General features: G+C 64.1%; 20 protein-coding genes. 10 read left to right on the top strand and 10 right to left on the bottom strand.

Annotated features, from left to right (window positions below):
- The first annotated feature begins 45 nt into the window (after positions 1 to 45).
- The 4 genes from K1X15_RS14585 to K1X15_RS14570 all read left to right on the top strand — a co-directional run bounded on the left by K1X15_RS14585 (position 46) and on the right by K1X15_RS14570 (position 6,159).
- Entirely contained in the window at positions 46 to 1,131 is a 1,086-nt protein-coding gene (locus tag K1X15_RS14585; RefSeq protein ID WP_220304344.1) for a BMP family ABC transporter substrate-binding protein, read from the top strand.
- 285 nt (positions 1,132 to 1,416) lie between these two features.
- Positions 1,417 to 2,643 (top strand): urate hydroxylase PuuD, encoded by a 1,227-nt coding sequence (locus K1X15_RS14580; RefSeq protein ID WP_220304343.1) that lies wholly within the window; start codon positions 1,417 to 1,419, stop codon positions 2,641 to 2,643.
- Positions 2,640 to 3,941: a guanine deaminase gene (gene guaD, locus K1X15_RS14575; protein ID WP_220304342.1), complete on the top strand. Its 1,302-nt coding sequence runs from the start codon at positions 2,640 to 2,642 to the stop codon at positions 3,939 to 3,941. The genes K1X15_RS14580 and guaD overlap by 4 nt, the downstream gene beginning before the upstream one ends.
- 55 nt (positions 3,942 to 3,996) lie before the next feature.
- On the top strand, positions 3,997 to 6,159 hold the full coding sequence (locus K1X15_RS14570) for a malate synthase G (protein WP_220304341.1): 2,163 nt from the start codon (positions 3,997 to 3,999) through the stop codon (positions 6,157 to 6,159).
- 177 nt (positions 6,160 to 6,336) lie between these two features.
- On the opposite strand, the gene K1X15_RS14565 is transcribed toward K1X15_RS14570, so the two are convergent.
- The 3 genes from K1X15_RS14565 to ade form a co-directional block, all read right to left on the bottom strand.
- The gene (locus tag K1X15_RS14565) at positions 6,337 to 7,902 is read right to left on the bottom strand and encodes a tannase/feruloyl esterase family alpha/beta hydrolase (protein WP_240549504.1); all 1,566 of its coding nucleotides are present in this window, start codon (positions 7,900 to 7,902) and stop codon (positions 6,337 to 6,339) included.
- Between the two features lie 312 nt (positions 7,903 to 8,214).
- The gene (locus K1X15_RS14560) at positions 8,215 to 9,843 is read right to left on the bottom strand and encodes a CocE/NonD family hydrolase (protein WP_220304339.1); all 1,629 of its coding nucleotides are present in this window, start codon (positions 9,841 to 9,843) and stop codon (positions 8,215 to 8,217) included.
- A gap of 4 nt (positions 9,844 to 9,847) precedes the next feature.
- Entirely contained in the window at positions 9,848 to 11,557 is a 1,710-nt protein-coding gene (ade, locus tag K1X15_RS14555) for an adenine deaminase (RefSeq protein ID WP_220304338.1), read from the bottom strand.
- Between the two features lie 131 nt (positions 11,558 to 11,688).
- Here ade and K1X15_RS14550 point away from each other — a divergent pair, with 131 nt between their 5' ends.
- Positions 11,689 to 11,844 (top strand): hypothetical protein, encoded by a 156-nt coding sequence (locus K1X15_RS14550; RefSeq protein ID WP_220304337.1) that lies wholly within the window; start codon positions 11,689 to 11,691, stop codon positions 11,842 to 11,844.
- A gap of 6 nt (positions 11,845 to 11,850) precedes the next feature.
- Here the strand turns inward: K1X15_RS14550 and K1X15_RS14545 are convergent, their stop codons facing one another.
- The gene (locus K1X15_RS14545) at positions 11,851 to 13,332 is read right to left on the bottom strand and encodes a diguanylate cyclase domain-containing protein (protein WP_220304336.1); all 1,482 of its coding nucleotides are present in this window, start codon (positions 13,330 to 13,332) and stop codon (positions 11,851 to 11,853) included.
- Between the two features lie 194 nt (positions 13,333 to 13,526).
- On the opposite strand from K1X15_RS14545, the gene K1X15_RS14540 reads away from it, so the two are divergent.
- Positions 13,527 to 13,991 (top strand): MgtC/SapB family protein, encoded by a 465-nt coding sequence (locus tag K1X15_RS14540; RefSeq protein ID WP_240549503.1) that lies wholly within the window; start codon positions 13,527 to 13,529, stop codon positions 13,989 to 13,991.
- Positions 13,992 to 14,282: 291 nt separating this feature from the next.
- Here the strand turns inward: K1X15_RS14540 and K1X15_RS14535 are convergent, their stop codons facing one another.
- Positions 14,283 to 14,729: an ANTAR domain-containing protein gene (locus tag K1X15_RS14535; RefSeq protein WP_220304334.1), complete on the bottom strand. Its 447-nt coding sequence runs from the start codon at positions 14,727 to 14,729 to the stop codon at positions 14,283 to 14,285.
- A 283-nt stretch (positions 14,730 to 15,012) separates the two neighbouring features.
- Between K1X15_RS14535 and K1X15_RS14530 the strand changes: the two genes are divergently transcribed.
- Complete coding sequence (locus K1X15_RS14530; protein WP_220304333.1) at positions 15,013 to 16,767, top strand: tetratricopeptide repeat protein; 1,755 nt, start codon at positions 15,013 to 15,015, stop codon at positions 16,765 to 16,767.
- On the opposite strand, the gene murD is transcribed toward K1X15_RS14530, so the two are convergent.
- A complete protein-coding gene (murD, locus tag K1X15_RS14525; protein WP_220304332.1) occupies positions 16,761 to 18,074 on the bottom strand; it encodes a UDP-N-acetylmuramoyl-L-alanine--D-glutamate ligase in 1,314 nt (437 codons plus the stop codon). The two genes, K1X15_RS14530 and murD, sit on opposite strands and share 7 nt — an antisense overlap.
- The gene (locus K1X15_RS14520; protein ID WP_220304331.1) at positions 18,064 to 19,485 is read right to left on the bottom strand and encodes a MurL-like N-terminal domain-containing; all 1,422 of its coding nucleotides are present in this window, start codon (positions 19,483 to 19,485) and stop codon (positions 18,064 to 18,066) included. Before K1X15_RS14520 ends, murD begins: the two co-directional genes overlap by 11 nt.
- A gap of 179 nt (positions 19,486 to 19,664) precedes the next feature.
- On the opposite strand from K1X15_RS14520, the gene K1X15_RS14515 reads away from it, so the two are divergent.
- Positions 19,665 to 20,930 carry an MFS transporter gene (locus K1X15_RS14515; RefSeq protein ID WP_220304330.1) on the top strand — a complete coding sequence of 422 codons (1,266 nt, stop codon included), beginning with the start codon at positions 19,665 to 19,667 and terminating at the stop codon, positions 20,928 to 20,930.
- 97 nt (positions 20,931 to 21,027) lie between these two features.
- Complete coding sequence (locus K1X15_RS14510; protein ID WP_220304329.1) at positions 21,028 to 21,684, top strand: glutathione S-transferase family protein; 657 nt, start codon at positions 21,028 to 21,030, stop codon at positions 21,682 to 21,684.
- Here the strand turns inward: K1X15_RS14510 and K1X15_RS14505 are convergent.
- Together K1X15_RS14505 and K1X15_RS14500 are read right to left on the bottom strand one after the other, a co-directional pair.
- Positions 21,681 to 22,076: a DUF1801 domain-containing protein gene (locus K1X15_RS14505; RefSeq protein WP_240549502.1), complete on the bottom strand. Its 396-nt coding sequence runs from the start codon at positions 22,074 to 22,076 to the stop codon at positions 21,681 to 21,683. The genes K1X15_RS14510 and K1X15_RS14505 overlap by 4 nt on opposite strands.
- 91 nt (positions 22,077 to 22,167) lie before the next feature.
- Positions 22,168 to 23,058, bottom strand: coding sequence for a metallophosphoesterase family protein (locus K1X15_RS14500; RefSeq protein ID WP_220304327.1), 891 nt, complete (start codon positions 23,056 to 23,058; stop codon positions 22,168 to 22,170).
- Between the two features lie 112 nt (positions 23,059 to 23,170).
- On the opposite strand from K1X15_RS14500, the gene K1X15_RS14495 reads away from it, so the two are divergent.
- The gene (locus K1X15_RS14495; RefSeq protein ID WP_240549501.1) at positions 23,171 to 23,644 is read left to right on the top strand and encodes an NUDIX domain-containing protein; all 474 of its coding nucleotides are present in this window, start codon (positions 23,171 to 23,173) and stop codon (positions 23,642 to 23,644) included.
- Between the two features lie 146 nt (positions 23,645 to 23,790).
- Here the strand turns inward: K1X15_RS14495 and K1X15_RS14490 are convergent, their stop codons facing one another.
- Complete coding sequence (locus K1X15_RS14490) at positions 23,791 to 24,750, bottom strand: glutathione S-transferase family protein (RefSeq protein ID WP_220304326.1); 960 nt, start codon at positions 24,748 to 24,750, stop codon at positions 23,791 to 23,793.
- Between the last annotated feature and the right edge of the window lie 37 nt (positions 24,751 to 24,787).

The raw sequence follows: 24,787 nt of genomic DNA, 5'->3' as shown, positions 1-24,787 counted from the left end.
ACGATCGCTTCATGTGACACGGAAATCGTCATTCAGGAGAAAACGATGACTCTATCCAGGCGTAATGTTCTCAAGATCGGCGGGGCGGCTGCGGCCCTGCCGCTGCTCGGCGGTCGGGCCTTCGCCCAGTCCGAGCCGCTCAAGGTCGGCTTCATCTATGTCGGCACCATCAACGACAATGGCTACAACTACGCGCACAACCAGGGCCGCCTCTATCTCGAGGAGAAGCTGGGCGACGCGGTGGAAACCACCTATGTCGAGAACGTGCCGGAGGGCCCGGACTGCGAGCGCGTTCTGCGTGAGCTGGCCCAGCAGGGCAACAAGCTGATCTTCGCAACCAGCTTCGGCTTCGGCGACTCGGTCATCAAGGTCGCCCAGCAGTTCCCGGATGTGAAGTTCGAGCACGCAACCGGCTATATGAAGGCGGACAATGTCGGCCTCTACAATGCCCGGTTCTATGAAGGCCGTGCCGTTTGCGGCACCATTGCCGGCCACATGTCCAAGACCGGCAAGGCCGGCTATATCGGCTCCTTCCCGATCCCCGAAGTGGTGATGGGCATTAATTCCTTCGTGCTGGCCGCCCGCAAGGTCAATCCCGACTTCACCATCAAGCCGGTCTATATCTCGACCTGGAACGATCCCCCGAAGGAAGCCGACGCTGCCCGCGCCATGATCGATCAGGGCATCGACGTCATCGCGCAGCACACCGACGGTCCGGCGGCGCTGCAGGTGGTGGAAGAACGCGGCGCAGTCGGCGGGTTCGGCCAGGGTGCCGATATGAGCGCCTTCGCCCCCGATGCCCAGCTGACCTCGATCATCGATCACTGGGGCCCACATTACGCGGCCTCGGCCCAGGCCGTGATCGACGGAACCTGGACCCCCGGCGACACCTGGGAAGGTCTCAAGGAAGACGTGGTGCAGATCGGCCCTTATGGTCCCAAGGTGCCAGAGGATGTCGTGGCCGCCGCTGAGGCCGTGCGCACCGGGCAGATCGATGGCTCGTTCCACATCTTCACCGGCCCGATCAAGGACAATACCGGTGTCGAACGCGTGCCGGCTGGCCAGACCATGACCGATGCCGAACTGCTCGGCATGGACTGGTATGTCGAAGGCGTTGAACAGCCGGCCTGATCGGCGCTTGATGGCGTGAATTGGGGGGCGGGTTTCGGCCCGCCCCTTTTTATCGGCTCCTTTGCCCTTCTCCCCGCGTGGGAGAAGGTGGCGCGCAGCGCCGGATGAGGGGGCAGCGCGGGTCGAGGAAACCCCTCACCCGCCCTTTGGGCACCCTCCACCACAAAGGGGAGAGGGTTGGGTCGGTGGGTGCTGTGAGTTCGTGCCACTCGAGCGTAGCTCTCGTGGCCTTCTCACCTCAAATCGCTCCACTGGAGCAATTTGCCCTGCGGGACGGAGAAGAAAATGGGCGATCTGGCGATTTTCTATGAATGGGCGATGTTTGCGGCGCGGTGGCTGCATGTCGTGACGGCGATCGCCTGGATCGGCTCGTCCTTCTATTTCATCGCGCTCGATCTGGGCCTGAGGAAAACGCCGAGCCTGCCGCCACTGGCGCATGGCGAGGAATGGCAGGTGCATGGCGGGGGCTTCTATCACATCCAGAAATATTTGGTGGCGCCCGAATTCCTGCCCGAGCACCTGACCTGGTTCAAATGGGAGAGCTATGCGACATGGCTGTCGGGCGCGATGCTGCTGGTGCTGCTCTATTATGTTGGCGCGGACCTGTTCCTGGTCGACCGCAATGTGCTCGACGTCCCGAGCTGGGTGGCGATCCTGCTCTCGGCCGGCTCCATCATCCTGGGCTGGCTGCTCTATGACGCGCTGTGCAAGTCGCCCATCGGCCAGTCCACCACCGGCCTGATGCTGGTGCTGTTCGCCATCCTCGTGGCGATGAGCTGGGGCTATACGCAGCTCTTCAGCGGGCGGGCCGCCATGCTGCATATGGGCGCCTTCACGGCCACGATCATGACGGCCAATGTGGCGATGATCATCATTCCCAACCAGAAGATCGTGGTGGGCGACCTGAAGGCCGGGCGGGTGCCCGACGCCAGATATGGCAAGATCGCCAAGCAGCGGAGCCTCCACAACAACTACCTGACGCTGCCCGTCATCTTCTTCATGCTCTCGAGCCACTATCCGCTGGCCTTTGCCACGCAGTGGAACTGGATTATTGCCAGCCTCATCTTCCTGGTCGGCGTGGTCATCCGGCACTATTTCAACACACGGCATGCGCGGAAGGGCAATCCGCACTGGACCTGGGGAATTGCCGTCATCCTGATGCTGGTCATCGCCTGGCTGTCCACTTCGCCCAAGCTGCCCGGCGCGGACAGCGAAACGCTGGTTACGGCAACAGGCGAGCGCTTCATGGCGACCGAGCACTTCGCCTCGGCGAGCCTGGCCGTGCAGACGCGCTGCGCCATGTGCCACACCGCCGAGCCGGTGTGGGAGGGCGTCTATGAAGCCCCCAAAAATGTCATCCTCGACAATGACATCGCCATCGCCAACCACGCCCACCAGATTGCCATACAGGCCGGCTGGAGCCATGCCATGCCGCCGGGCAATGTCACCGAAATGACCGACGCCGAGCGCGCGCTGCTGGTCGAATGGTACCGCGAGGGGTCCGGTTCATGAGCCGGACCATCCTGCGCGGCCGGGTGCTGAGCTTCCATCGGGCGCCCCAGACCATCGATGACGATGCGAGCTATCTCTATCTCGAGGATGGTGCGGTCAGCATCGAAGATGGAATAGTCGTCGCGGTAGGGGATTTCGGCGCTGCGGACACGACCGGGGCGGTGGTCATCGATCATCGGCCGCACCTCATCATGCCCGGATTCATCGACCTGCACCTGCACTATGTGCAGAGCCAGATGATGGCAGCCTATGCCGGCTCGCTGCTCGAATGGCTCAACACCTATACCTTCATCGAAGAGCAGAAATTCTCCCAGCAAGGCCACGCCGACGCGGTGGCGGTGGATTTCTACGACGCGCTGATCCGGCACGGCACCACCACCGCGGTGGCCTATTGCTCGAGCCATCCGCGTTCGGTCGACGCCTTCTTTGCCGAGGCGCAGCGGCGCAACATGCTCATGGTCGGCGGCAAGGTGATGATGGATCGCAATGCCCCCGAAGGGCTCTGCGACACGGCACAGTCCAGTTATGACGACAGCAAGGCGCTGATTGCGCGCTGGCATGGCCGGGGCAGGGCGCTCTATGCCATTTCGCCCCGCTTTGCCATCACCTCGACGCCGGCACAGATGGACGCGGCACGGACACTCGTTGCCGAGCATCCCGAGTGCTATGTGCAGACGCATCTGAGCGAGAACGACGCCGAGATCACCTATTCCATGGAGCTCTATCCGGGTTCGCCGGACTATACCGGCATCTATGAGGACTATGGGCTTCTGGGGCGCCGGACGCTCCTCGGCCACTGCATCCATCTCAACCACCGCGAGACGGCAGTACTGGCGGAAACCGGCGCCGTGGCCGTGTTCTGCCCGACCTCGAACCTGTTCCTCGGCTCGGGCCTGTTCGATCGCGAGCGGCTGGTGACCCATGGCGTGCGCGTGGGCGTGGCGACCGATATCGGCGGGGGCACCAGCGTCTCGATGCTGCGCACGCTGGATGAGGGCTACAAGGTGCTGCAATTGCGCGGCCAGCGGCTCAATCCCTTCGCCTCCTTCCACATGGCGACGCGCGGCAATGCCGAGGCGCTGGGGCTGGACGAGACGATCGGGTCTATCGCGCCGGGACGCGCGGCCGACCTCGTGGTGCTCGATTCCGCGGCCACGCCGACCATGCGCCTGCGCCACGCGACGATGACAAGTCTTGCCGAAGAACTGTTCCTGCTCCAGACGCTGGGCGACGACCGCGCGATCGCGGAGGTCTATGTGGCCGGCGCAAGGGCGAAGTCCACTTTGGTCGGGTTGTGAAGCAGGGGGGCTTTGGCCTACACCTTGCACACATTCCGTTCAGGAGAGCCCCAATATGACCGACTATCTGACGAAATCCGGCCTGTCCGTGCACCCCCTTCTGGTCGACTTCGTCGAGAAAGAAGCGCTTGCCGGCCTGGCGGTATCGGCGGATCGGTTCTGGGAGGGCTTGGCCGCCCTGGTGCGCGAGCATGCGCCGACCAATGCACGGCTCCTGGCCAAGCGCGACGATATCCAGGCGAAGATCGACGAGTGGCACCGCAAATATGGCCCGGTGGCGAATAACCCGCAGGGCTACGAATTCTTCCTCAAGGAAATCGGCTATCTGGTGCCGGAGCCGGGTGACTTCACCATCGAGACCGAGGGGCTGGACCCGGAGATTTCCAGCGTGTGCGGACCGCAGCTGGTGGTGCCGGTGTCGAACGCCCGCTATGCGCTCAACGCTGCCAATGCGCGCTGGGGCAGTCTCTATGACGCGCTCTATGGCACCGATGCGATCGGCCGCGAGGGCGATCTGGCGCCGGGCAAGGCCTTCAATCCGGCGCGCGGCGCGGCCGTGGTGGCGCGGGCTGCCGCCTTCCTCGATGAAGCCTTTCCGCTGACCTCGGGCAGCCATGCCGATGTCACCGCCTATGTCGTGGCCGAACAGGGTGGTCTGGCCAATCTGGTGATCGACACCAAGGCCGGGCCGGCAACGCTCAGGGATGGCTCGGCCTTTGTCGGCTATGCCGGCGGTGGCGAAAAGGCCGAAATCGTGCTCAGGCACAACGGCCTCCACGCCGTGCTGGTGATCGACCCATCGAGCCCGATCGGCGCCACCCATGCGGCGGGCCTCAGCGATGTGATCGTCGAGGCGGCGCTGACCACCATTCAGGATTGCGAGGATTCGGTTGCGGCCGTGGATGCCGAGGACAAGGTCGGCGTCTATCGCAATTGGCTGGGGCTGATGCAGGGCAATCTCGAAGACACCTTCGAGAAAGGCGGCAAGACCGTCACGCGCAAGCTCAAGGCCGATAGGGCCTACAAGGCGACATCCGGTGGCGAACTGGTGCTCAAGGGCCGCTCGCTGCTGCTGGTGCGCAATGTCGGGCACCTGATGACCACCGACGCGGTGCTGCTCGATGGCAAGCCCATTGGCGAAGGGCTGATGGATGCGGCCGTGACGGCGCTCTGCGCCATGCACGACAAGGGCGCCAATTCCCGCAATGGCGCGATCTATGTGGTCAAGCCCAAGATGCACGGGCCCGAGGAAGTGGCGTTTGCCTGCGCGATCTTTGCCTCCGTCGAGGGCTTCCTGGGTTTGCAGCCGAACACGATCAAGATCGGCATCATGGATGAGGAGCGCCGGACCTCGGCCAATCTCAAGGCGGCGATCTATGAAGCGCGCCAGCGGGTCTTTTTCATCAATACCGGCTTCCTTGATCGCACGGGCGACGAAATCCACACCTCGATGGAAGCGGGAGCGGTGCTGCGCAAGGACGAGATCAAGTCCGAAAAGTGGATTTCGTCCTACGAGGACCGCAATGTGCTGATCGGTCTGGCCACGGGCTTTTCAGGCCGGGCGCAGATCGGCAAGGGCATGTGGGCGCGCCCCGACGACATGGCGGCCATGCTCGAAGCCAAGATCGGCCATCCCAATGCCGGCGCCAATACGGCCTGGGTGCCCTCGCCGACGGCGGCGACCCTGCATGCGCTGCACTATCACCAGGTCGATGTGTTCGAGGCGCAGAAGCGTCGCCACAACCAGGCCCTTCCGCCCCTGTCGGACCTGTTCTCGATGCCGGTACAGGCGCCCTATTCGCTCAGCCGCGAGGAAATCACGCGCGAACTGGAAAACAATGCGCAGGGCATTCTGGGCTATGTGGTGCGCTGGGTACAGCAGGGCGTGGGATGCTCCAAGGTTCCGGACATCAACAATGTCGGGCTGATGGAAGACCGCGCCACCTGCCGCATTTCCTCGCAGGCGGTGGCCAATTGGCTGCGGCACGGGCTGGTGAGCCGGGACGAGGTGACCTCGGTGTTCGAACGCATGGCAAGCGTGGTGGACGCGCAGAATGCGGGTGATCCGCTCTATCGGCCGATGGCGGAAAATTTCCAGTCCATCGCCTTTCAGGCGGCCCTGGATCTGGCGCTGCATGGCGCCGACCAGCCTTCGGGCTATACCGAGCCGCTGCTGCACGCCGCCCGGCGCAAGGTGAAGGCCCGCGACGCGAAGTAGGGCGGCCTCATAGGATCGATCATACTGGATGGGACACCCTCCCCTTGATGGGGAGGGTTGGGGAGGGGTGCTTCAGGCCCGGACATCCCGTGCGTAACGCACCCCCTCCCAACCTCCCCCGTCAAGGGGGAGGTGCCGCGCTGGTGAGTGCGGAAGCATCGATGCTCCGCTGCATGCCTACTCGCAGGTGAAGCTCTCGTGGCTCTTTTCGTCGCCGCCGGTATATCGGGCAATGGCGGGGTGCGGGCAGAGCTTGCGGGTGACACCGATCAGGTCCGGGACATATGGATTGTCCGGGGTGGCAGTGGCGACCAGATGGGTCGGGGCCGTGCCGTTTTCGACCCAATCGACCAGAGCCGTAAATGCATCGAACTTGTCGGTGGCCGGGCTGCCCGAGCCATGGCCCATGCCGGGTACGGTATAGAGCAGGGTGAAATCCTCGGCATTGCCGCCATTGTTGGCGTCGAGTTGCTCATACCAGCGGATGGTGTCGAGGGCCGAGAAGACCGGATCGCTCATGCCGTGGAAGACGATCATCTTCCCCCCAGCGTCGCGGAAGTCGGCCATTTCGGGGTTGTCCACGTCAGTCGGTGTCATGAAGTCCATGGGGGACTCCGTGAATGTCGCATCGGTGGCATCGACGGTGGCGTCGGTATCGAAGTCATAACCGAGCAGGAACTGCTCCAGGGCCGCAGGGCTGCCTTCCACCTGGACTGGCGGGTTGGAGAAGATTTGCGCAAGAGATGATGCGCCCATCGTGGCGATGAGCGGCATGCCATCCCAGGGCGGTATGCCACTTTCGAGCTTCCAGAAGCGCCAGTCGCCCGACTCGATGCCGCGGTCCCAGGCCCAGCTGGAATAGAGCGCCTCGCCCCTGGAATTGGTCGGGCCGGCATGTATGCGGCGGAGCGCCTCGACCTGTGCGGCAGTCAGGCAGGCCTCGGTGGCATTGCCTTCGCATGTGAGCGTCGAAATGTCGAAGGTCGACTGGCAGGCGGGGCTGTCGGCGATGATCCCGTCTTCGAGGCCATCAAGGCCGTCACAGGCGCCAAGGACGGCGTCGGAAACCAGCTTGAGGTCCTCAGGCGTGAAGGCCTTGCGCACGTCGCCATTGATCGCATCAAAGCTCTGCACGTCCCAGGCATGCTGGATCGCGGCGCGGGGCAGGTTGAAACCCGGATAGCCGGCCAGGATTCCGTCGAAGGCCTCGGGTGAACGGGTTGCCTGCACCATGGCATGGCGGCCGCCATTGGAGCCGCCGACGCCATAGCTATAGGCGATCGCGTCGCCGTAATAGGCCTCTACCATGGTGGTAGCGACCAGGTTGAGCTTCATGACGGCGCCATAGCCATAGTCACTGCGGGCCTCCGGGTCGAAGCCGAAAATTGCGCCTCCGGCCAGGCCGGCCTCGGGATGCACGGACCCGTCGTGTCCCGCATCGCTCGACACCACCGCATAGCCGCGGGCCAGCGCGGTGTCGGACGGGTCGGCGTTGAGCAGATTGCCCATGGCCGGGACCACGGCGCCATCATTGCCCCCGTTGAACTGGTGCACGAAGCGGCCGTTCCAGTCATCCGGCAGGCGCAGCTCAAAGCTGATCCGGTAGGTATTGCCGTCCAGGCCGGTGCGCTCGGCGATATGACCGCGCACCAGGCAGTGAGCCACCGGTGCGTTCTCGCCGACGGCTTCGGCCAGGGCCTCGGTAATCACGAGGTCATCGACCCCGAAATCATGCGTTGCCACGTCTGCACAATCGAAAGCCGCAGCCTGGGCCAATCCGGCCCATGAGGCTGCCGTCATTAGTGCGCCAAGCGCGACCGTATTCCGCCATCCTGAAGTCATCTCATTCCTCCCTTGAGCATCATTGATGCAGGAGGATTGTTATGTACAATAACAAAAATGGCAAGGTGCAATGACTGCGCCATGCTGGGAAGGGGGCGGCGAGCCCTGCCTGGGCAGGAGCGGGACGGCACAAATGCCCGCGCTGCCTGGACCCGAGGGCGGGGTTTGGGAGGCCGGTGGAAAACAGAGGCGGGCAATATCGCGCTGCTGGGCTCAGGCCAGATTATAGGTCGGCAGGGTCAGCGCTGTCCCGGCATGCAGGATCTCGATATCATTGGCCTGCATGATGGTGGCGGTGTTGATCGGCTCGCCGGTTCCCATGTTGCGGGCGTAGCGGGGATGGGCACCCGACGCGATCAGCAGGCGAAGGCGGTGACCTGGGCGAAAACTGTGCGCCGTGGCATGCAAGGGGATGGTGAGGCACCAATTGCCCTCCGCGTCGACGGGCGTCTCCGGGGTGACCCGCGTGAAGCCGTCGCAGATATTGCGCGAAATGCCGTCGGGGCCGACATCGTTGAGCCGGACGAAGAAATCGGCATGGGGCAGGCTGGCGCGGGCCTTCAGCGTCACCTGGCACGATCCGATGACGGTGAGCGCACTGGTGAGCACGCGTCCGGTATAGGTCAGCACATCGGGGCGGTTTTCCAGCCGCGCATTGTCCACCGCGCCCGCGCCGGTGAAGGCGAAGATGGCGCCCCCCAGATTGGGCGTCGGGTCGGCCGGATCGAAGCGATAGCGGTTGCTGCCGTTGCTCGGTGTGCCGGAATCGATCAGCTCGCCACTGGCGCCGAGCATCCAGGTCCGCGGCGTTGCCGGGCCGGGGGGATAGCGGTCGAACTCATGCCACTCGTTGCAGCCCGAGATATGGATGCGCACCGGCCGGGATCGCAGGCCGGAGCGGTCGCCATTGAGCCAGGCGCGCATCCAGGCAAGGGTCTCGCGCAGATTGTCGCGCTGCAATTCCTCGGCAATATGGAACCAGGTGCCGATTGTGAGATAGGGCCGGTGTCCCAGTTCCACCAGCCGCTGGTAGTCTGCCAGCAGGGGGTCGAGCATGAAATCGTACCAGCCGGAGATGAAATGGGCCGGCGGCGTTGTTTCGGTCAGCCGGTGGCGGTGATCGAGGTCGGTCCAGAAGGCGTCATTGCCGATGGCGTTTTCAAACCAGTGGCGCCAGAAACCGACCCGGTGACCCACAACGGCCTTGTCGGCTTCGATCAGGGGCAGGACGGCAGCGGCCTTGTCGGTGCGGCGCTCGATATCGCCGGAAAACATGCGGGCAGCGGTGGCCAGAGGCCGGTTGCGCAGTCCCTCGATCACCTGCACCCAGGAGAGCCAGAGATTGAGATGAAAGGCTCCGGCGGGAAAGACCACCGGACGAAAATCGGCGGTAGTCACCTTGGTCGCCAGAGCCGCCGTTTCGGGCAGGGCATCGCAAATGGCCCATTGCGCATAGCCCAGATAGCTGGGGCCTGTGAGCCCGATGCGGCCGTCATACCAGGGCTGGGCCCTGATCCATTCCAGCGTCGCGAGCCCATCGGCGCGCTCATTGGCGAAAGGGTCGAACTGCCCGCCCGAGCGCTCTGTGCCGCGACAGGCCTGTACCACCACATGAAAGCCGCGCTCGGCATAGGCTTCGGCGACCGGGCCGAAGCCGCGTCGTCCATAAGGCAGGCGCATGAGGATGGTGGCGTGGGGACCGGGGGCGTCCGGGGCATAGTGATCGGTCTTGAGTACGACGCCATCGTTCATCGGCACGCCGATGCCACGCTTCTTGCGCACGCCGTTGAGCCGCGGCGGCAGATCCTCCACCCAGGCCAGATAGAGCGAGGGGAGGCTCATCGGGTCAACTCACGAAGTCGAACGCATCGACGTCGAAAAGGCCCCGGTCGGTCATCTTGAGATGCGGGATGACCGGCAGGGCCAGGAAAGCCACCTGCAGGAAGGGTTCGGGCAGGACGCAGTCGAGCGCCCGGGCAGCGTCGCGCAGATGATGCAGGTCATGGGCGACCTGTTCGAAGCTTTCCAAACTCATGAGCCCGGCAATGGGCAGGGCGAGTTCGGCCGTCACCCTGCCGCCATCAGCGACCGCAAAGCCGCCGCCCAGCTCGATCAGGCGATTGACCGCCGCGGCCATGTCCGCGTCATTGGCGCCGACCACGGTGATGTTGTGGCTGTCATGCCCCACCGAGGAGGCGATGGCGCCGCGCTTGAGACCGAAGCCGGTAACGAAGCTGCGGCCGATATTGCCGTTCTTGCCGTGGCGCTCGATGACGGCGACCTTGATGACGTCCGCGTCGAGGTCGGGCTGCAGACCCTGTTCGGTATGCGCCAGGCTCGCCTCCTCGCGGAAGGTGAGAATAAGGCCGGGCCTGACGCCGATGACCGGCACCCGGTTCTGCCCGGGTTTTGGCTCGGTAACGAAGGCCTCGGCGGTCACCGGCTTTGCCTTCATGGACTGCAGGCCCACCGGTGCCACCATTTCGCGTGTGGCAAAGAGTTCGGGCGTGACTAGCCGTCCCCCGGCGAGGACGTCGGAGACGCGGCAATCCTCGAGACTGTCGAGGATGGCGATGTCGGCACGCCAGCCGGGCGCCAGGAGGCCGCGGTCCCTGAGGCCAAAGATGCGCGCGGCCGAGTGGCTGGCGGCGCGATAGACATGGTGCAGTGGACGGCCCATGGCGATCAGCCGGCGGATGGAGCTATCCAGATGCCCCTCCTCGGCAATGTCCAGCGGGTTGCGGTCGTCGGTGCACAGCGCCACGAAGCTCGAACTGTTCTCGTCGAGGATTTCCGCCAGGGCCTTCAAGTCCTTGGAGACCGAGCCCTCGCGGATGAGGATGGCCATGCCCTTGGCGAGCTTTTCGCGCGCCTCTGCGGCGCTGGTCGCTTCGTGGTCGGTGCGGATGCCGGCGGCGAGATAGCCATTGAGCGCCTCGCCACGCAGCAGTGGCGCATGCCCGTCGATATGGCCGTCCTGGAAGGCGAGCAGCTTTGCCAGAATACCCGGATCAGCGTTGAGCACGCCGGGGAAGTTCATCATCTCGGCCAGGCCGACCACCTTGGGGTGATTGCGGAACGGCAGCAGGTCCTCGATCTCGAGACGGGCACCGGCGGTCTCGAACGGGGTCGCGGGCACGCAGGAGGAGAGATTGACGCGCACATCCATGATGGTGCGCTCGGCACTGTCGAGGAAGTAGCGAATGCCCTCGGCGCCCAGCACATTGGCGATCTCATGCGGATCACAGAGCGCGGTGGTGACGCCATAGGGGAGGACGCAGCGGTCGAATTCCAGCGGGGTGACCAGCGAGGATTCGATGTGCAAATGCGTGTCGATGAAGCCCGGCACGGCAAAGCGGCCGCTGCCGTCGATCACCTGTTTGCCGTCATAGCGAGCATGAGTGCCCACGATGCGGTCCGCGACAATGGCGATATCTGTGGTGGTGACGGCGCCGGTGATCACGTCGAGCAGGCCGATATTGCGGATGACGATGTCGGCCGGCTCCTTTCCCTGCCCGGCCATGATCATGCGGGTCAGAAGGGCAGGGCTGGTCATGGGCTTGGTCTCGGAATGGATCATGCCGGAAAGTCGGCTCGCCGACCCTTCTCGTCAAGCCCTTGTTCCGGCACGGCACGGAACCGCAGGCGCTGCGTGCCGTTGGTCTAGCGACCACGGAAGGAAGCCATATGGAAACCTATGACCCGAAGAAGAACCAGACCGAGGTGCGACAGGCCAGTCCGCGTAAGATGAACCTGCGGGTTCTGCTGCTCTCGCTTATCGGCATCGTTGTCGTCTTCGCCGTGCTCTACCTCGTCTATGCGCTGGCGCAGCCGGCGGGCTGACGGGCCTCAGGCCGAGCTGCGCTGTGCCGACAGGGCCTCGCGCAGCTGCGCCTGACGGCGGGCGGGTTCCGGCGGCAAACTGGGGCTGTACAGACAATATCGGTTACGGCCGCCATGCTTGGCCCGGTAGAGCGCGTCGTCGGCAAAGCGCAGCAATTCGGTTTCGCCATGCGCCAGGTCCGGCGCGGTGGCGATGCCGATGCTGACCCCGATATGGGCCAGGCCGGCCGCCAGCGCCACCGGACGCGACAGCGCCTCGATGATCGACTGCGCCAGGGCCTGGGGCTGTTCGTGGCTGGTGATGCCGGGCTGGATGATGGCGAATTCGTCGCCGCCGAAGCGGATCAGCGTGTCCTGGGGGCGGACCAGCGCATTGAGCCGCCCGGCCACGGCCGTCAGCAATTCATCGCCGGCCTGATGCCCCATGGTGTCGTTGACCTGCTTGAACCGGTCGAGGTCCAGGGCGAGGACGGCCAGGCGCGGCTCGCCGGCCGGCATGGCCCGGAAGCTTTCGCCAAGGCGCTGGCGGAAGAGGGTGCGGTTGCCCAGCCCGGTCAGGGGATCGTGCTGGGCGCGGTGGCTGGCTTCCTCGCGCTCGGCCTGCAATGCGAAGAGGGCGCGGTGGAGGCTGCGCAGCAGCAGACCCACGATCAGCAACCCGATCACCATGGCGCTGACCAGCGCGGGGGAAGCCGCCTGCAACAGCCGCGTGCCGGGCAGGTCGGCCTGCCAGGTCAGCCAGGCGATCGGCGTGCCGGCCGCATCGGTGATCGAGAGAGCCGCATCGGCACTGCTGTCCGGCGCGGCAGTCAGGAAGGCGGGGACGCCTATGCGGTACTGGTCGCCGAGTTCGGCGGCGAGCGCCGCATCGAGCAGGATGACCGAGACATAGATCGCTTCCGTCCCCACGTCCGGCGCGTTTTCGCCGCTATAGGAAAGGATGGGCATGGCGCCGATCAATGCCGGTTGCCCCTCGAAATGGGCAAAGTCCATGGCCTGGGGCGGCGTGTCGGCGACGCCGGCATTATAGGCGGAAATCTGTGCCTCGGCCTCGAGGCTGTCGATCCTGTCGAGGAAGGGGGCGAGGTCCGGTTCGGCCCCACCGGCTGCCTTGGCCCGGACCCGTCCACCGTCGCGCATGGCGATCACGACATTGCGGTCGCGGTCCAGGATCAGGGTGCGGCTATGGCCGAAGGTGTCGAAAGCGGCGACGCCCATATTCTCGACGAGCCAATCGGCGTCGCGCTCGTGGAAGGCCGTGACCGCCTCGTCCCAGGTCGCCAGTTCTTCCTGGGCGAGCAGCAGTTTCTCCTGAAGCTCCTCCAGGGCCCGCTCGAGCAGCAACCGGTCCCGGCTCATCGCATCGGCATCAATGCTGCGGGCCGACCAGACCAGGAACCCGGCCAGTGCCAGCATGGTAATCCCGGCCGCCGCGGCTATGGGCAGCAGGAACCGGGCCGTGAAATGGGTTGATCCCGACACCTGCATCAGCGCCCCCGAAAAAATCTCGGCGCAGTCTTTATTGAGGCGCGTTAGCACCGGCTTAATCGCCAGGCGGGACCGTGTTTCTGCGTTAACGACCGGTTGCGGCGGCGGGAACCGTGGACCGGCCTGCGTGTTGTGCTCGCAGCGTCACCATTTCGGGCAACACACTCATGGATATCGGCAATAGCATCGGATGGGTGGACACCTATCTGCCTGCGCACATCATCGGCCTGCGTTTGCTTTTCGCGGCGATGTTTGGCGCCGTGATCGGAATCGAGCGGGAGATGCACACCGCAGAGGCAGGCCTCAGGACGCATATTCTCGTCTCTGTGGCAGCAGCCCTGTTCACCATATTGGCCTTTGAAATCTTTCACACCATCCAGACGGCCAGCCAGACCAACCCCGATCCCATTCGCGCCGTAGAAGCGGTGACGGCCGGCATCGCCTTCCTCGGGGCGGGAGCCATTTTCAGGAGCGGGGCGGGCGTCCAAGGCCTCACAACCGGGGCCGGGATGTGGCTCGCCGGCGCGGTCGGCATGGCCACTGCGCTTGGACACTACGTCATTGCTGCGGGAACGGCGTTGCTGGCCGTCTTGGTCATGGCCGCGCTGCGCTTTTTTGCGCACAAGGTCATTCGCGGCAGACATGGTGAGGCAGATTAGCGGGCCAGGAATGGCCGCGGGGAGAAGCAATCAGGCGTGCCAGGCAGCACTGAGGGACATGCGCCGCCGGCGAATTGCTTCTCCCCCCGTACGGACACGACCGGGAGGTGTCGTATCCGCGCCCATGCGCAAAACCTTGCAAGCAAGATCGGCGCTAGAGGATCGGCGGTGGTGCAGACCGCCGATCTTTTCAAACGGCGGAGAGGGACACTTGGGAATGCAGGCTGATCCAAAGGACCGGCACGCAGCATCACTCTCCGCCAATCGGCATGTAACCTGTGGACGCAGGAGTCACATGCCAACCGCATCCAGGCGCTGGTGGCGCGCCCAGAAACTGACTATGGAGGCCGCTTCGTGCCGATAGGCACTCAGTTCGGCCTGCCGAAAGAACACCACCGAAGCGCCTGCATCCTGCAGGGCCTGGCGACCGGCCCGGTCGGTGGGCTGCATCATGACGGCAAGGGGAATACCCTTCTGCCGGAGCAGCGCCTGTTTGCGCGCCACGAATTCGAGGTTCGCGCCGCTATGGGCCTTGAGATCGACGATCACCAGGCCCGGCCATTCCAGACCGGTATCCGCCAGCGTTATCGACAGGAAATCCTCGCCGGCTTCAGCGGTGTCGAAATGCCTGACATCAGGGGCACCATGCGCCAGCAACATGCGGGTCAGCAGGTGTGCAGAGTGCCCGTCATCATCAATCAACGCGATGAATGGGCTATCGTCGGATAAAACGTTCAACAGTCACCTCTTCCCCGTGCCGCACGGGGTCCGAACACAACAAAACGCCATCGCTGTCCGAAAGCCGTAGTCGCTCGGGCAGGGTGGTTTATACGGTTTGTAGAACACGCCCGGCGGGGCCTGACCGCTCGGGAAACATGTCGAGTTCGTGACATCGACGAGGCGGCGTATGATCGAAGTTGACCGCGCGGGGGAGGCAAAATCGGGTAAAACGGGGGTAACCCACCCTTGTGTTTTACATGTAAAGCGGCGCAAATAGTCGCGTTGTGGCGGGAGTTTCAGGGTGTCGGAGCACGTGGCAGACGCGGGGGAGGTAAAACGGGCGCTGGATCGCCTGCTTGCCTGGCCCGATATTGCCCGCTCGCCGCAGCTTGCCAAATTCCTGAGCTATATCGTTGAACGCCGCCTCAATGGCGATGCGCAGACGATCAAGGCCTATTCCATTGCTGTCGACGTCTTCGGCCGCCCCCCGGATTTTGATCCCCAGGCCGATCCGATCGTGCGGGTGCAGGCCCGACGGTTGAGGGGGCTTCTCGATCAGTACTATCTCGGTCCGGGTGTCGATGAAGCCTTGCGCATTCAGCTCCCGATTGGCCGCTATGTCCCCGAATTCACCGAAGCATCGGCGGTCACGCCCGCACAGGTGATCGGACAAGAAGCCGAACCGGCCCGGCTGGCCCCTGCTTCTCACCGCCCGCGCGGCCATATCACCATATCCTGGTTCGTGCTGCTGGTTCTGGCGCTGGGCGCAACGGCGATCACCTATTCTCTGGCCACCTGGGGACCGCGCCGGGAGCAGCAGGTCGCTGCCGCCGGGGCCATCCAGATGCCCAAGCTGCGGGTGATGGAGTTCCAGAACCTGACGGGCGATCCGACGATCACCGCGGCCATTTCGGCACTGGCCATCGAAGTGGTGACCGGCTTTGCTCCCTTTACCAATGTTGCAGTGTCCCTGGGCAGCCGCAGCGACCTCACCGCGCAACAGAGCCAGCGGGAAGGCTACGAACTGTCCGGTGTGGTGCGCAGGGCGCCGACGGATGCCGGTCTCTATCAGGTCAGCGCCATCCTCACCGACCTCGAGGCCAACAGCATTGTGTGGAACCGGTCATTCGAAGCGACGCAGCAGCAGCTGATCGGCCGCGCGGGCATCGATGCCATCTCGATGGATATGCTGCTGCTGGTGGGCAATACGCGGGGCCCCCTGCATGCCCGCGCCTGGGACTTTCTCGAACGAACCGATGCAAGCGGCCAGCAGAACTTCTATCTCTGCACAGTGCAGTTCGTCATGTACCGGACGACGCTTTCCGCCGGCGCGGCCGAGCGCGCCAATGCCTGTATCCAGTCGCTGCCCGAAAGTCAGCAGAACACGGGAATGGTGCTGGCCGCCAAGGCGAGCCTGATCGCCGAAGGCGGTTTGGCCACGCAGCAAACGGCCGAGGACTACGCCGCGCGAATGCAGCAGGCCGAGGCGCTCCTCGACGCAGCGATGCAGCAGGCTCCGACCTCGTTCTTCGTGTGGGAGCAGCGCGCGCGTCTTCATGAAGTGACGGGTATGCATGATCGGGCCGAGTCCGAATATGGCACGGCGCTGCAGCTCAATCCGGCAAGTGTTGACGCGACGGCCGCGCATGCGCGGCACCTGGCTTTGATCGGTCGCATGTCAGAGGCGCTCCCTCTGGCCCAGAAAGCCATCGAGTCGGTGCCCCTGACCCGGATTCCGAGCTGGTTCTATTGCGTGCCAGCGCTGGGGGCCCTGCGTGCGGGTGCGCTCGATCGCGCTCTCAGCCAGGCGCGGACCTGTGCCCGCGCCGATATCGAACTGGGCTCGGTCCTTGCACTGGTCGCGGCGCAACGGTCCGGCGATGCCGAAACCGTCGCCCGGCAATTGCCGCGAGTGCTCGAAGTGCCCAATTTCCGCAATTTCGGCATCGTGACCTATCTGGGCCGTCGCATCGGCGACCCGGTCCTGCTGGAAGAGATCGGGGCGAGCCTTGCCGAAGTGGGCGTGCCGGCGCAGTCGCTGATCAGCGCCTACTGACCGGGTGCTGTCCCCGAGACCTCGAAGCTCATGCGACACAGGTCGACAAAGCGGGCGCCGCGCTCCTCGAAGTTCCTGAACTGATTGTAGGACGGGGCCCCGGGCGAGAGGATGATGGTATCGAAGCGCGCCTGGTGCTCGACCAGCGACGCGATGGCCGCCTCGAGATCGGGGGCCGGGAGTACGAGAACGTCGGGTGCCGTGGCACTGGCGGCGCTGGCGAGCCGCTCGCCGGTCACCGGTAGGGTTGCCAGCGTCGTGACGCCGCGCTGAGAGAGCAGGGTGGCGAGCTCGGCATAATCCTGCTGGCGCTCATGACCGCCGGCGATCAGCGCAATGCGGCGACCCGGATAGGCCGCCAGCGCCGCCTTGGTCGCCTCGGGCGTGGTCGAGATGGAATCGTTGACGATGGTGAGGGCGCCGAAGCGGTGTTCTTCGAGGCGGTGCGGCAGGGGGCGAAACGCGGCAATGCCGGCAATGATGCCATCGAGTGTTCCCCCGATGCCGAGGGCGATCTGGGCGGCCAGCAGCGCATTGTCGAGATTGTGCGCCCCGCGCAATCGCGACCGGGACACGGCGTTCTCGATGGCCAGGCTCTGTTCCGGTGTCAGGTCGGGCAGCAGGCGGCGGTGGTCGCGCACTGCCTTGGCGACCAGGGCATTGCCGCGGGCCGCAGCGCCCAGGGCAACGGCAAAGCCGCCGTCACGGTCGATCAGGTGCAGCTTGTCGGCGTAGTAGCGCTCGACGCTGCCGTGCCAGTCGACATGTTCGGGATAAAGATTGGTCAGCGCTGCCACATCGGGCAGGAAATTCATGTCCGCCGTCTGGTAGCTCGATAGCTCGAACACGACCACGGCATGCTTGTCGGCGATTTCGAGGGGCGCCAGCCCCACATTGCCCGCAAGGCCCGCATCGATCCCGGATCGCGTCAGCATCAGGTGGACCAGGGTGGCCGTTGTCGATTTGCCCTTGGTGCCGGTGATGGCGATCACGGTGCGCCCGTGCCGGTAGGCGGCGCCCCAAAGATTGAGATTGGAGGTCACCGGGATGCCGGCCGCGCGCGCGATGTCGAAGACCGGCTTGTAGCGCGAAACGCCCGGGCTCTTGACGATCAGGCCGAAGCGGTGTTCGCGAATGGCGGCCGGCAGGTCCGCTATCGCGATCTGCTCGGTTTCGGGCACATCGGCATTGCCGTTATCGACTGTGACGAACACCTTGAGGTCTGGCTGCCGGGTCTTGAGAAAGGCGCGGGTGGAGAGGGCCTCGCGCCCTGCGCCATAGAGCAGGACCGGTTCTTCAAACCGCATAGGCGGCCACCTTGGCGGCGAGCGCCGGCGGAATATGGTGATCATGACTGTCGGTCAGGCATTCGGCCATGGCCAATTGCAGCTTCTCCTCGCCATATTGGGCGAAAAGGTCGGCCTTGATGGCGCGCACGACCGCGTCTTCGTGCCAGTCGGCGAGGCGGGTGAGGGTGTAGAAACACGCCGCGGCTTCGAGAATTTCGCCCACGCATTCCCAGGGCTTCTGCCCGGTGAGGCCGGCCAGTTCCCGGAAGGACTGCTCGTTGGCCGGCTCATCGAGCAGGTTCTTGCCGAATATGGACAAGAGCCGGTCCTTGGCCATGAAGGGCGCAAAGATCAGGAACACGAAGTGACACTTCGGGCATTCGCCGCACCAGAGGGGACCGTCATTGCCGTTGAGACGGAAATTGCGGTTGCAGCTGGAAAAGACGGCGTCAAACTTGGCCTGTTCGGTGAAGAGGGAGGCGATGCGCGCCTCCGAATAGGGTCGCAGCAGCGAGAAATATTTCAGGGCTCCGCCGGTGGCATTGGCCAGGGTGTCGGCGATCAGCAGCTCGAAGCCGAGGGATTTCGAGTACTGGTGGTTGGTCTCGCGCCCGTCGAACACCACATTGCCTTCGCTGGCGGAGCGTTCGTTTGAGAGCACGATCTGGTTGTAGCCAAAGAGCAGGGCGCAGAGCGATGCAATCATGGAATTGATGGCCGTCGAGGGGACGTGGCCATTGTAGTAGCCCGGCTGCTGGCCAAGCCTGATCATCTCCGGGTCGAGCTTGCGCTGGACATAGAGCGGCGGCGAGCCGATGGCCTCGACAGAGGTCAGGATCGGTCCCTTGGGGTTGACGGCAAAGGGCGTGAACGCCTGGCCGGTATGGGTCAGAAGGTCGACGCTGACCAGCGAATCCTTGCCGCCGCCGATGGGCAGCAGGGTGCGGTGGGGTAGCGGTGGCGCGGGCTTGCGCTCCTCCGGGTCGTGCGGGGCGGACAGCTCAAGCTTGCCGAAGCGCGACAATTGGTTGCGGGCGTAGAATTCCCCGAGGCCGTTTTCATAGACATCGATGACAAAGGCACGTTCGGCGGCCGTCAGCGCAATGTCCGGCGCTTCGATGGCGAGGGGTGCCCGCAGCTTGAAATAGCTCACGCCCAGCACGATGGCGGTGAGGCCCATCAGTTTGGTAAAGGCGGGCGAACTGGCCATTTCCTCATCGGCGCCCCGCGGCAGCACCAGCACTTCGGTGAAGCCGAGGTCATTGAGCCTGTAGGCAAAGCGGGCTTCACCCGTTGCCGGGTCGAATGTGGGGCGTTCGATGCGGAAGAATTCGGTCACGGGCAACTCGCTTCGTTTGACCTCCATATAGGTGATTTGCGCCTGTGGTGGGAGTGTGGCGTCGCATGACGGTCTGGCCGGGTCGTTCATCAAGCGGCTCCTGGATCCCCCCGGGGCGCTGGAAGCAGCTCCGCCGATGTGTTTTTGGCTGGGCCGCTCCCCGTGCTAGCCTGCCCGCGAGCACCGATCCGTTTGCCGCTCCCCCGGCCCCGGCAGAGCCCTGCCGTCCGGATCGCCAACGCAAGAACTCGTCCAGGGAAAGTCCCGCCATGCAGCCAATCGTCAGGCCAACGCCGATATTGGCAGCGTTCTCCATTCTGTTGAGCGTTGCCTTCCTGATCATGGGAAATGGGTTGCAACTCATGCTGTTACCCATACGCGGCGGGATCGAGGGCTTCAGTTCCTTTCAGATCGGGTTGCTGGGTTCGGGGTATTTTCTCGGCTTCGTACTCGGCTGCGCGCTGACGCCGCGCATGATCATCCGCGTGGGTCACATCCGCACCTTTGCCGCCCTTGTCGCGGTCGCCTCGGCTGCGGCGCTGGGCTATCCAATGGCCGTGGACGCGCTTGTGTGGGTCGCCCTGCGCATGATCACCGGCTTCTGCCTGGCTGGCCTCTACCTGGTTGTCGAGAGCTGGCTGAATGATCAGGCCACCAACGAGACCCGCGGCGTTCTGATCTCAACCTATGTGACGGTGAATTTTACGGTCATCACCGTCGGTCAGATGATGGTGACGCTGTTCCAGCCCTCTTCGTTCATGCTGTTTTCGATCGCTTCGGTTCTGGTTTCGCTGGCAGCGGTGCCCATCGTGATGACGCGGTCTAGCCAGCCCCCACCAATCACTGTCGTGCGCTTTCGCCCTCGGCGCATGTTCCGGCTGTCGCCCACCGGAACGGTCTCCATCTTCCTGATCGGCCTGGCGACGGGCTCGTTCTGGGCGCTGGCGCCCTCCTATGCCAGCATGGTCAGCGGCAGCGTCAGCGATGCGGCCCTGTTCATGAGTGCCGCAGTCCTGGGCGGCGCGGTTGCGCAGGTCCCGGCGGGCAGGCTTTCGGACCGCACAGATCGGCGGAAGATACTCATAGCCCTCGCGGCCTGCTGCGCAATCGTCGGGATTGCACTGGTGATGACGACGGGCACCTCCATCTACTGGATGGGACTTGGCGCGGTCTTCGGCGCGGGCCTGCTACCGAGCTATGCCATTGCGGCGGCGCATGTGTTCGATTTTGCCGAGCGGGCCGACTATGTGGAGATTTCGGCCGGACTGCTGCTGCTCAACGGCATGGGGTCGACCATTGGCCCGCTCTTGTCATCGACCTGTATCGAGCTTTGGGGTCCCCAGGGCTTCTTCGTCGCCAATGCCACAATACAGATTGCGTTGATCGGTTTCGTGGCGTTCCGGCTGAGCCAGCGCGAGGGCCTGCCCATGGAAGAAAAGCAGACCTTCGACCTGGGAACCAGTGCGGCGGTCGCCGTGGTGGGGGACGAGGATGCCGTTCAGATGAGCGATCTTGTCGTTCAGGAAACCAAATAGGCCGGCATCACGAAGCACGGTCGAGCCTGTCGAAGCGCTCGGGCCTTGGACGTCGTGTTGACGTCTGAGCAAAAAAAAGTCATCCCGGAGCCCGAACATGATCCCAACCATCACCGCTTTCGAAAAGTCGCCAGACGGAGGGCAGGGTCTGGCCCGGGACATGCGCGTGCGCTGGGCGCTGGAGGAGGTCGGACAGCCCTATGAGGTGCGGTTGGTGCCGTTCAATGGGCTCAGGCAGGAAGCGCATGTGTCGCGAAATCCCTTCGGGCAGATCCCGACATTCGAGGCAGGAGGCCTGATCCTGTTCGAGAGCGGGGCCATCATCCTGCACATCGCAGAGACCCATGCGGGTCTGTTGCCCACCGACGCCGAGGCGCGGTCGCGGGCCATCATGTGGATGTTTGCGGCGGTCAGCACGGTGGAGCCGCCCATTGTGGAGCGCGAGCAGGCCGATTTCACCGATCGGGGACAGAGCTGGTATAGCCCGGAGCGTTTCGCGCAGATGGAGGATCGTATCCGGGTACGACTCGCGCAGCTTGCGGCGCGGCTTGGCGATGCCGATTGGCTCGACGGTGAATTCAGCGCCGGTGACCTGATGATGGTGATGGTGCTGCGGCGGGCAGACGAGTGGTTGCTGGCCGAGTTTCCGCCGCTGGTGGCTTATGTCGAGCGCGGCAAGGCGCGGCCAGCCTACAGGCGGGCTTTTGCGGCGCAATGGGCGATCAATGGCGAGGGCCGGTGCCAGACTAGCTAGGTGAGTCGTTCGAGCCGGCCTCGGCGCTTGACGATGTTCTTGTAGTCCCACTGGATGGTGCGGGCCTCTTCGAGCCAACTGACCAATTCGTTGGAATTTATCTGTGCGGACGATGTGTAGCGTTTTTCGGCGGCCTTGAACGTGCCTTCGGGTTCCAGGCCGGGCGTCTCGAAGGACTGGCCGCTCCAGAACAGCAGTCGCACGGGCCCCTTGAGCTTGGAATAGCCCACGATGGGGTTGCCATCGAGAAACCAGACCGGGTGGGCGTGCCAGATCTTGCTCTCGGCTTCGGGCAGGTGATGGTCGATGATGTCGCGTAACTCGTCGCAGATGATGCGAAAATCATCCGCTTGTGCTGCGTTATAGGCGTCGATGGTTGTGGGCTTGGTCATGCGCGTCTCCCTCGGCATCAGATTATACGAGGACGACGGGGGACGGGCGGGGATTTCGACGGATGAGGAAACGCCTTCGCAGCACGGCCGCTCAGTAGATGCGCATCTGCATGCGCATGACGATGTCGGCGCCCAGACGCTGGAAGCCGTATTCACGCATGGTGCAGCGCCACTCTTCGCCGATCTTCTCGATGCGGAAGAGATTGTAGCGCGCCGGGTCGTCCAGCGTGCCGCCCTGCGCGGCGCTTGCGGCGGCGACGCCGATCACCGGGACCTCGTGCGCCTTGCCCGGGATATGGTGGATGGAAGAGCGATGGGTGTGGCCGTGCAGGATCATCTCTGCGCCCTCGCTGGCGATGACCTGGCGGAAGATGCGGTGCCCCTTGAGGCCGAAGGAGGGATGCTGCAGTTCGGCATTGGGCGGGTGGTGGATCAAGACGACACGGAAATAGCCCGCATCGCCCAGGAGCTTGAGAATGCGCGCCAGGCGGGCTGCCTGCTTCTCCTCGAAGCGACCGATGGCCATGAAGGGCGGGGTCGGCACGGCGCTGGAGCAGGATATAATGGCCATCTCGCCCACGCGGCGCACGAACGGGAAGGCTTCGCCTTCCACCGTTTCGCCCCTTAAGTAATCACCCCACTGATCCCTGGCAAAATCCAGGGCCCCGGGCACATAGGCGTCGTGATTGCCTGGGCAGACGGCGGTGCGCTCGGGTCCCCCGAGGGCCCGGAGCCACTGACCGGCACGCTCGACTTCGCTATTGAGCGCCAGATTGGTCAGGTCGCCGGTCACGGCGGTGAAGTCGGCGTTCTGTTCCTGCATGTGCGCGACGAGGCGCGACAGCGTTTCGGTGTTCATCTCGCCGTGGCGCTTGAGCTTCCAGTTGAGAAAACCGGTCAGGCGTTTGCCCAGCAGGTCTCGAAGGCCCACCTCGGGCAGCGGGGAGAGGTGGATATCGGAAATGTGCGCCAGGGTGATCATCGCGGGGGTTTTGCCAGAACGCCTCGACCAAGAAAACGTTCAATCGTCACAACGCACGATTTTGTCGCGGGCCAAGCTCTGCTAGCCAAGGGGCAGATATGGAGCCAAGACCATGATGAATCGCTTTCAGCGCGTGCGCGCCAAGGTTTTCCTGACCCTCAAGGGGCTGTGGCATCGCATGACCATGGGCGCCCGGGTCATGGTGATCGACGGGGACAAGGTCCTGCTGATCCGCCACACCTATGTGCCCGGCTGGCAGTTCCCCGGTGGGGGCGTCGGGCCGGGCGAGACATTCGAGGAAGCCGGGGCGCGCGAAACGCTGGAAGAGACCGGCTATCGCGTGACCGGACCGATGGAGCTGTTCGGCCTCTATCACAATACCAGCCCGGTCACGGATCGCGACCACGTCGCCTTCTTTGTGGCGCACAAGTTCGAACATGCGTTCGAGCGCAAGCCGGATCACGAAATCGCCGAGGTGGGTTGGTTCGACCGCCACAAGCTGCCCGACACGGTGACGCCAGCCACCAGCCAACGGATCGATGAGTATTTCGACGGCCAGGAGAAGCGGACGGTCTGGGGGTATTGAGGCACAGTCACCCTCCTTTTGGGGGAGAGGTCGGCGCGCAGCGCCGGGTGAGAGGGCCTTCATCGGGCAACGCGCTTGCCAAAAGGCCCCCTCACCCCAACCCTCTCCCCCAGAGGGAGAGGGGGCGCAGCAGTCGAACTATCGTTTCACCCAACAAACGGCAGCTCCGGCCCTATGGGGACGATCCGGTGCGGGTTGATGGTGGTGTGGCTCCAGTAGTAGTGGGTGCGGATATGGTCGAGATCGACCGTTTCCTTGACCCCCGGCACCTCGTACAGCGCCTTGAGATAGTGGCTGAGGTTGGGGTAGTCGGCGATGCGCTTGAGGTTGCACTTGAAGTGACCGACATAGACCGCGTCGAAGCGCACCAGCGTGGTGAAGAGACGCCAGTCGGCCTCGGTGATGGTGTCACCAGTCAGATAGGCAGTCTCGCCCAATAGACCCTCGATCCAGTCGAGCGCCTCGAAAAGCTTGGTCACGGCCTCGTCATAGGCGTCCTGGGTGGTGGCGAAGCCGGCCTTGTAGACGCCATTGTTGATGTCGTCATAGACACGGGCATTGATCGCGTCGATCTTGTCGCGCAGGGGCTCGGGGTAATAGTCGTCGGTGTTGCCGGTCAATCCATCGAAGGCCGAATTGAACATGCGGATGATTTCCGAGCTTTCGTTGGAAACGATGGTGCCGCGTTTCTTGTCCCAGAGGACCGGCACCGTGACGCGACCGGTATAGTCGGGTTCGGCTTGGGTATAGACCTGCCAGAGCGTCTGCTTGCCGAACAGGTGATCGCCGGTCGAGCCTTCGTCCGTCTTGAAGCTCCAGCCGGTTTCGTCCGGCATTTTCGGCGAGACCACCGAAACGGAGATGAGCTTGTCGAGTTCCTTCAGCTTCCGGAAGATCAGCGTGCGATGCGCCCAGGGACAGGCGAGGGATACATAGAGGTGGTAGCGGTCCGCCTCCGCGGCAAAGCCGCCCTCGCCGCTGGGGCCGGGAGCGCCGTCGGCGGTCACCCAGTTCCTGAAACCCGCCTGGCTGCGCACGAATTTTCCGCCTGTGTTGGCGGTGTCGTACCACTGGGTGGACCATTTTCCGTCAATCAAACGTCCCATCTCGGGTTCCTTTCGGTCATCTTGCTGTCAGCATTCG

Source organism: Devosia salina, assembly GCF_019504385.1.
Lineage (GTDB): Bacteria > Pseudomonadota > Alphaproteobacteria > Rhizobiales > Devosiaceae > Devosia > Devosia salina.
Note: the sequence above shows the minus strand (reverse complement) of the source record. Positions and strands in the feature narration are given on the sequence as shown.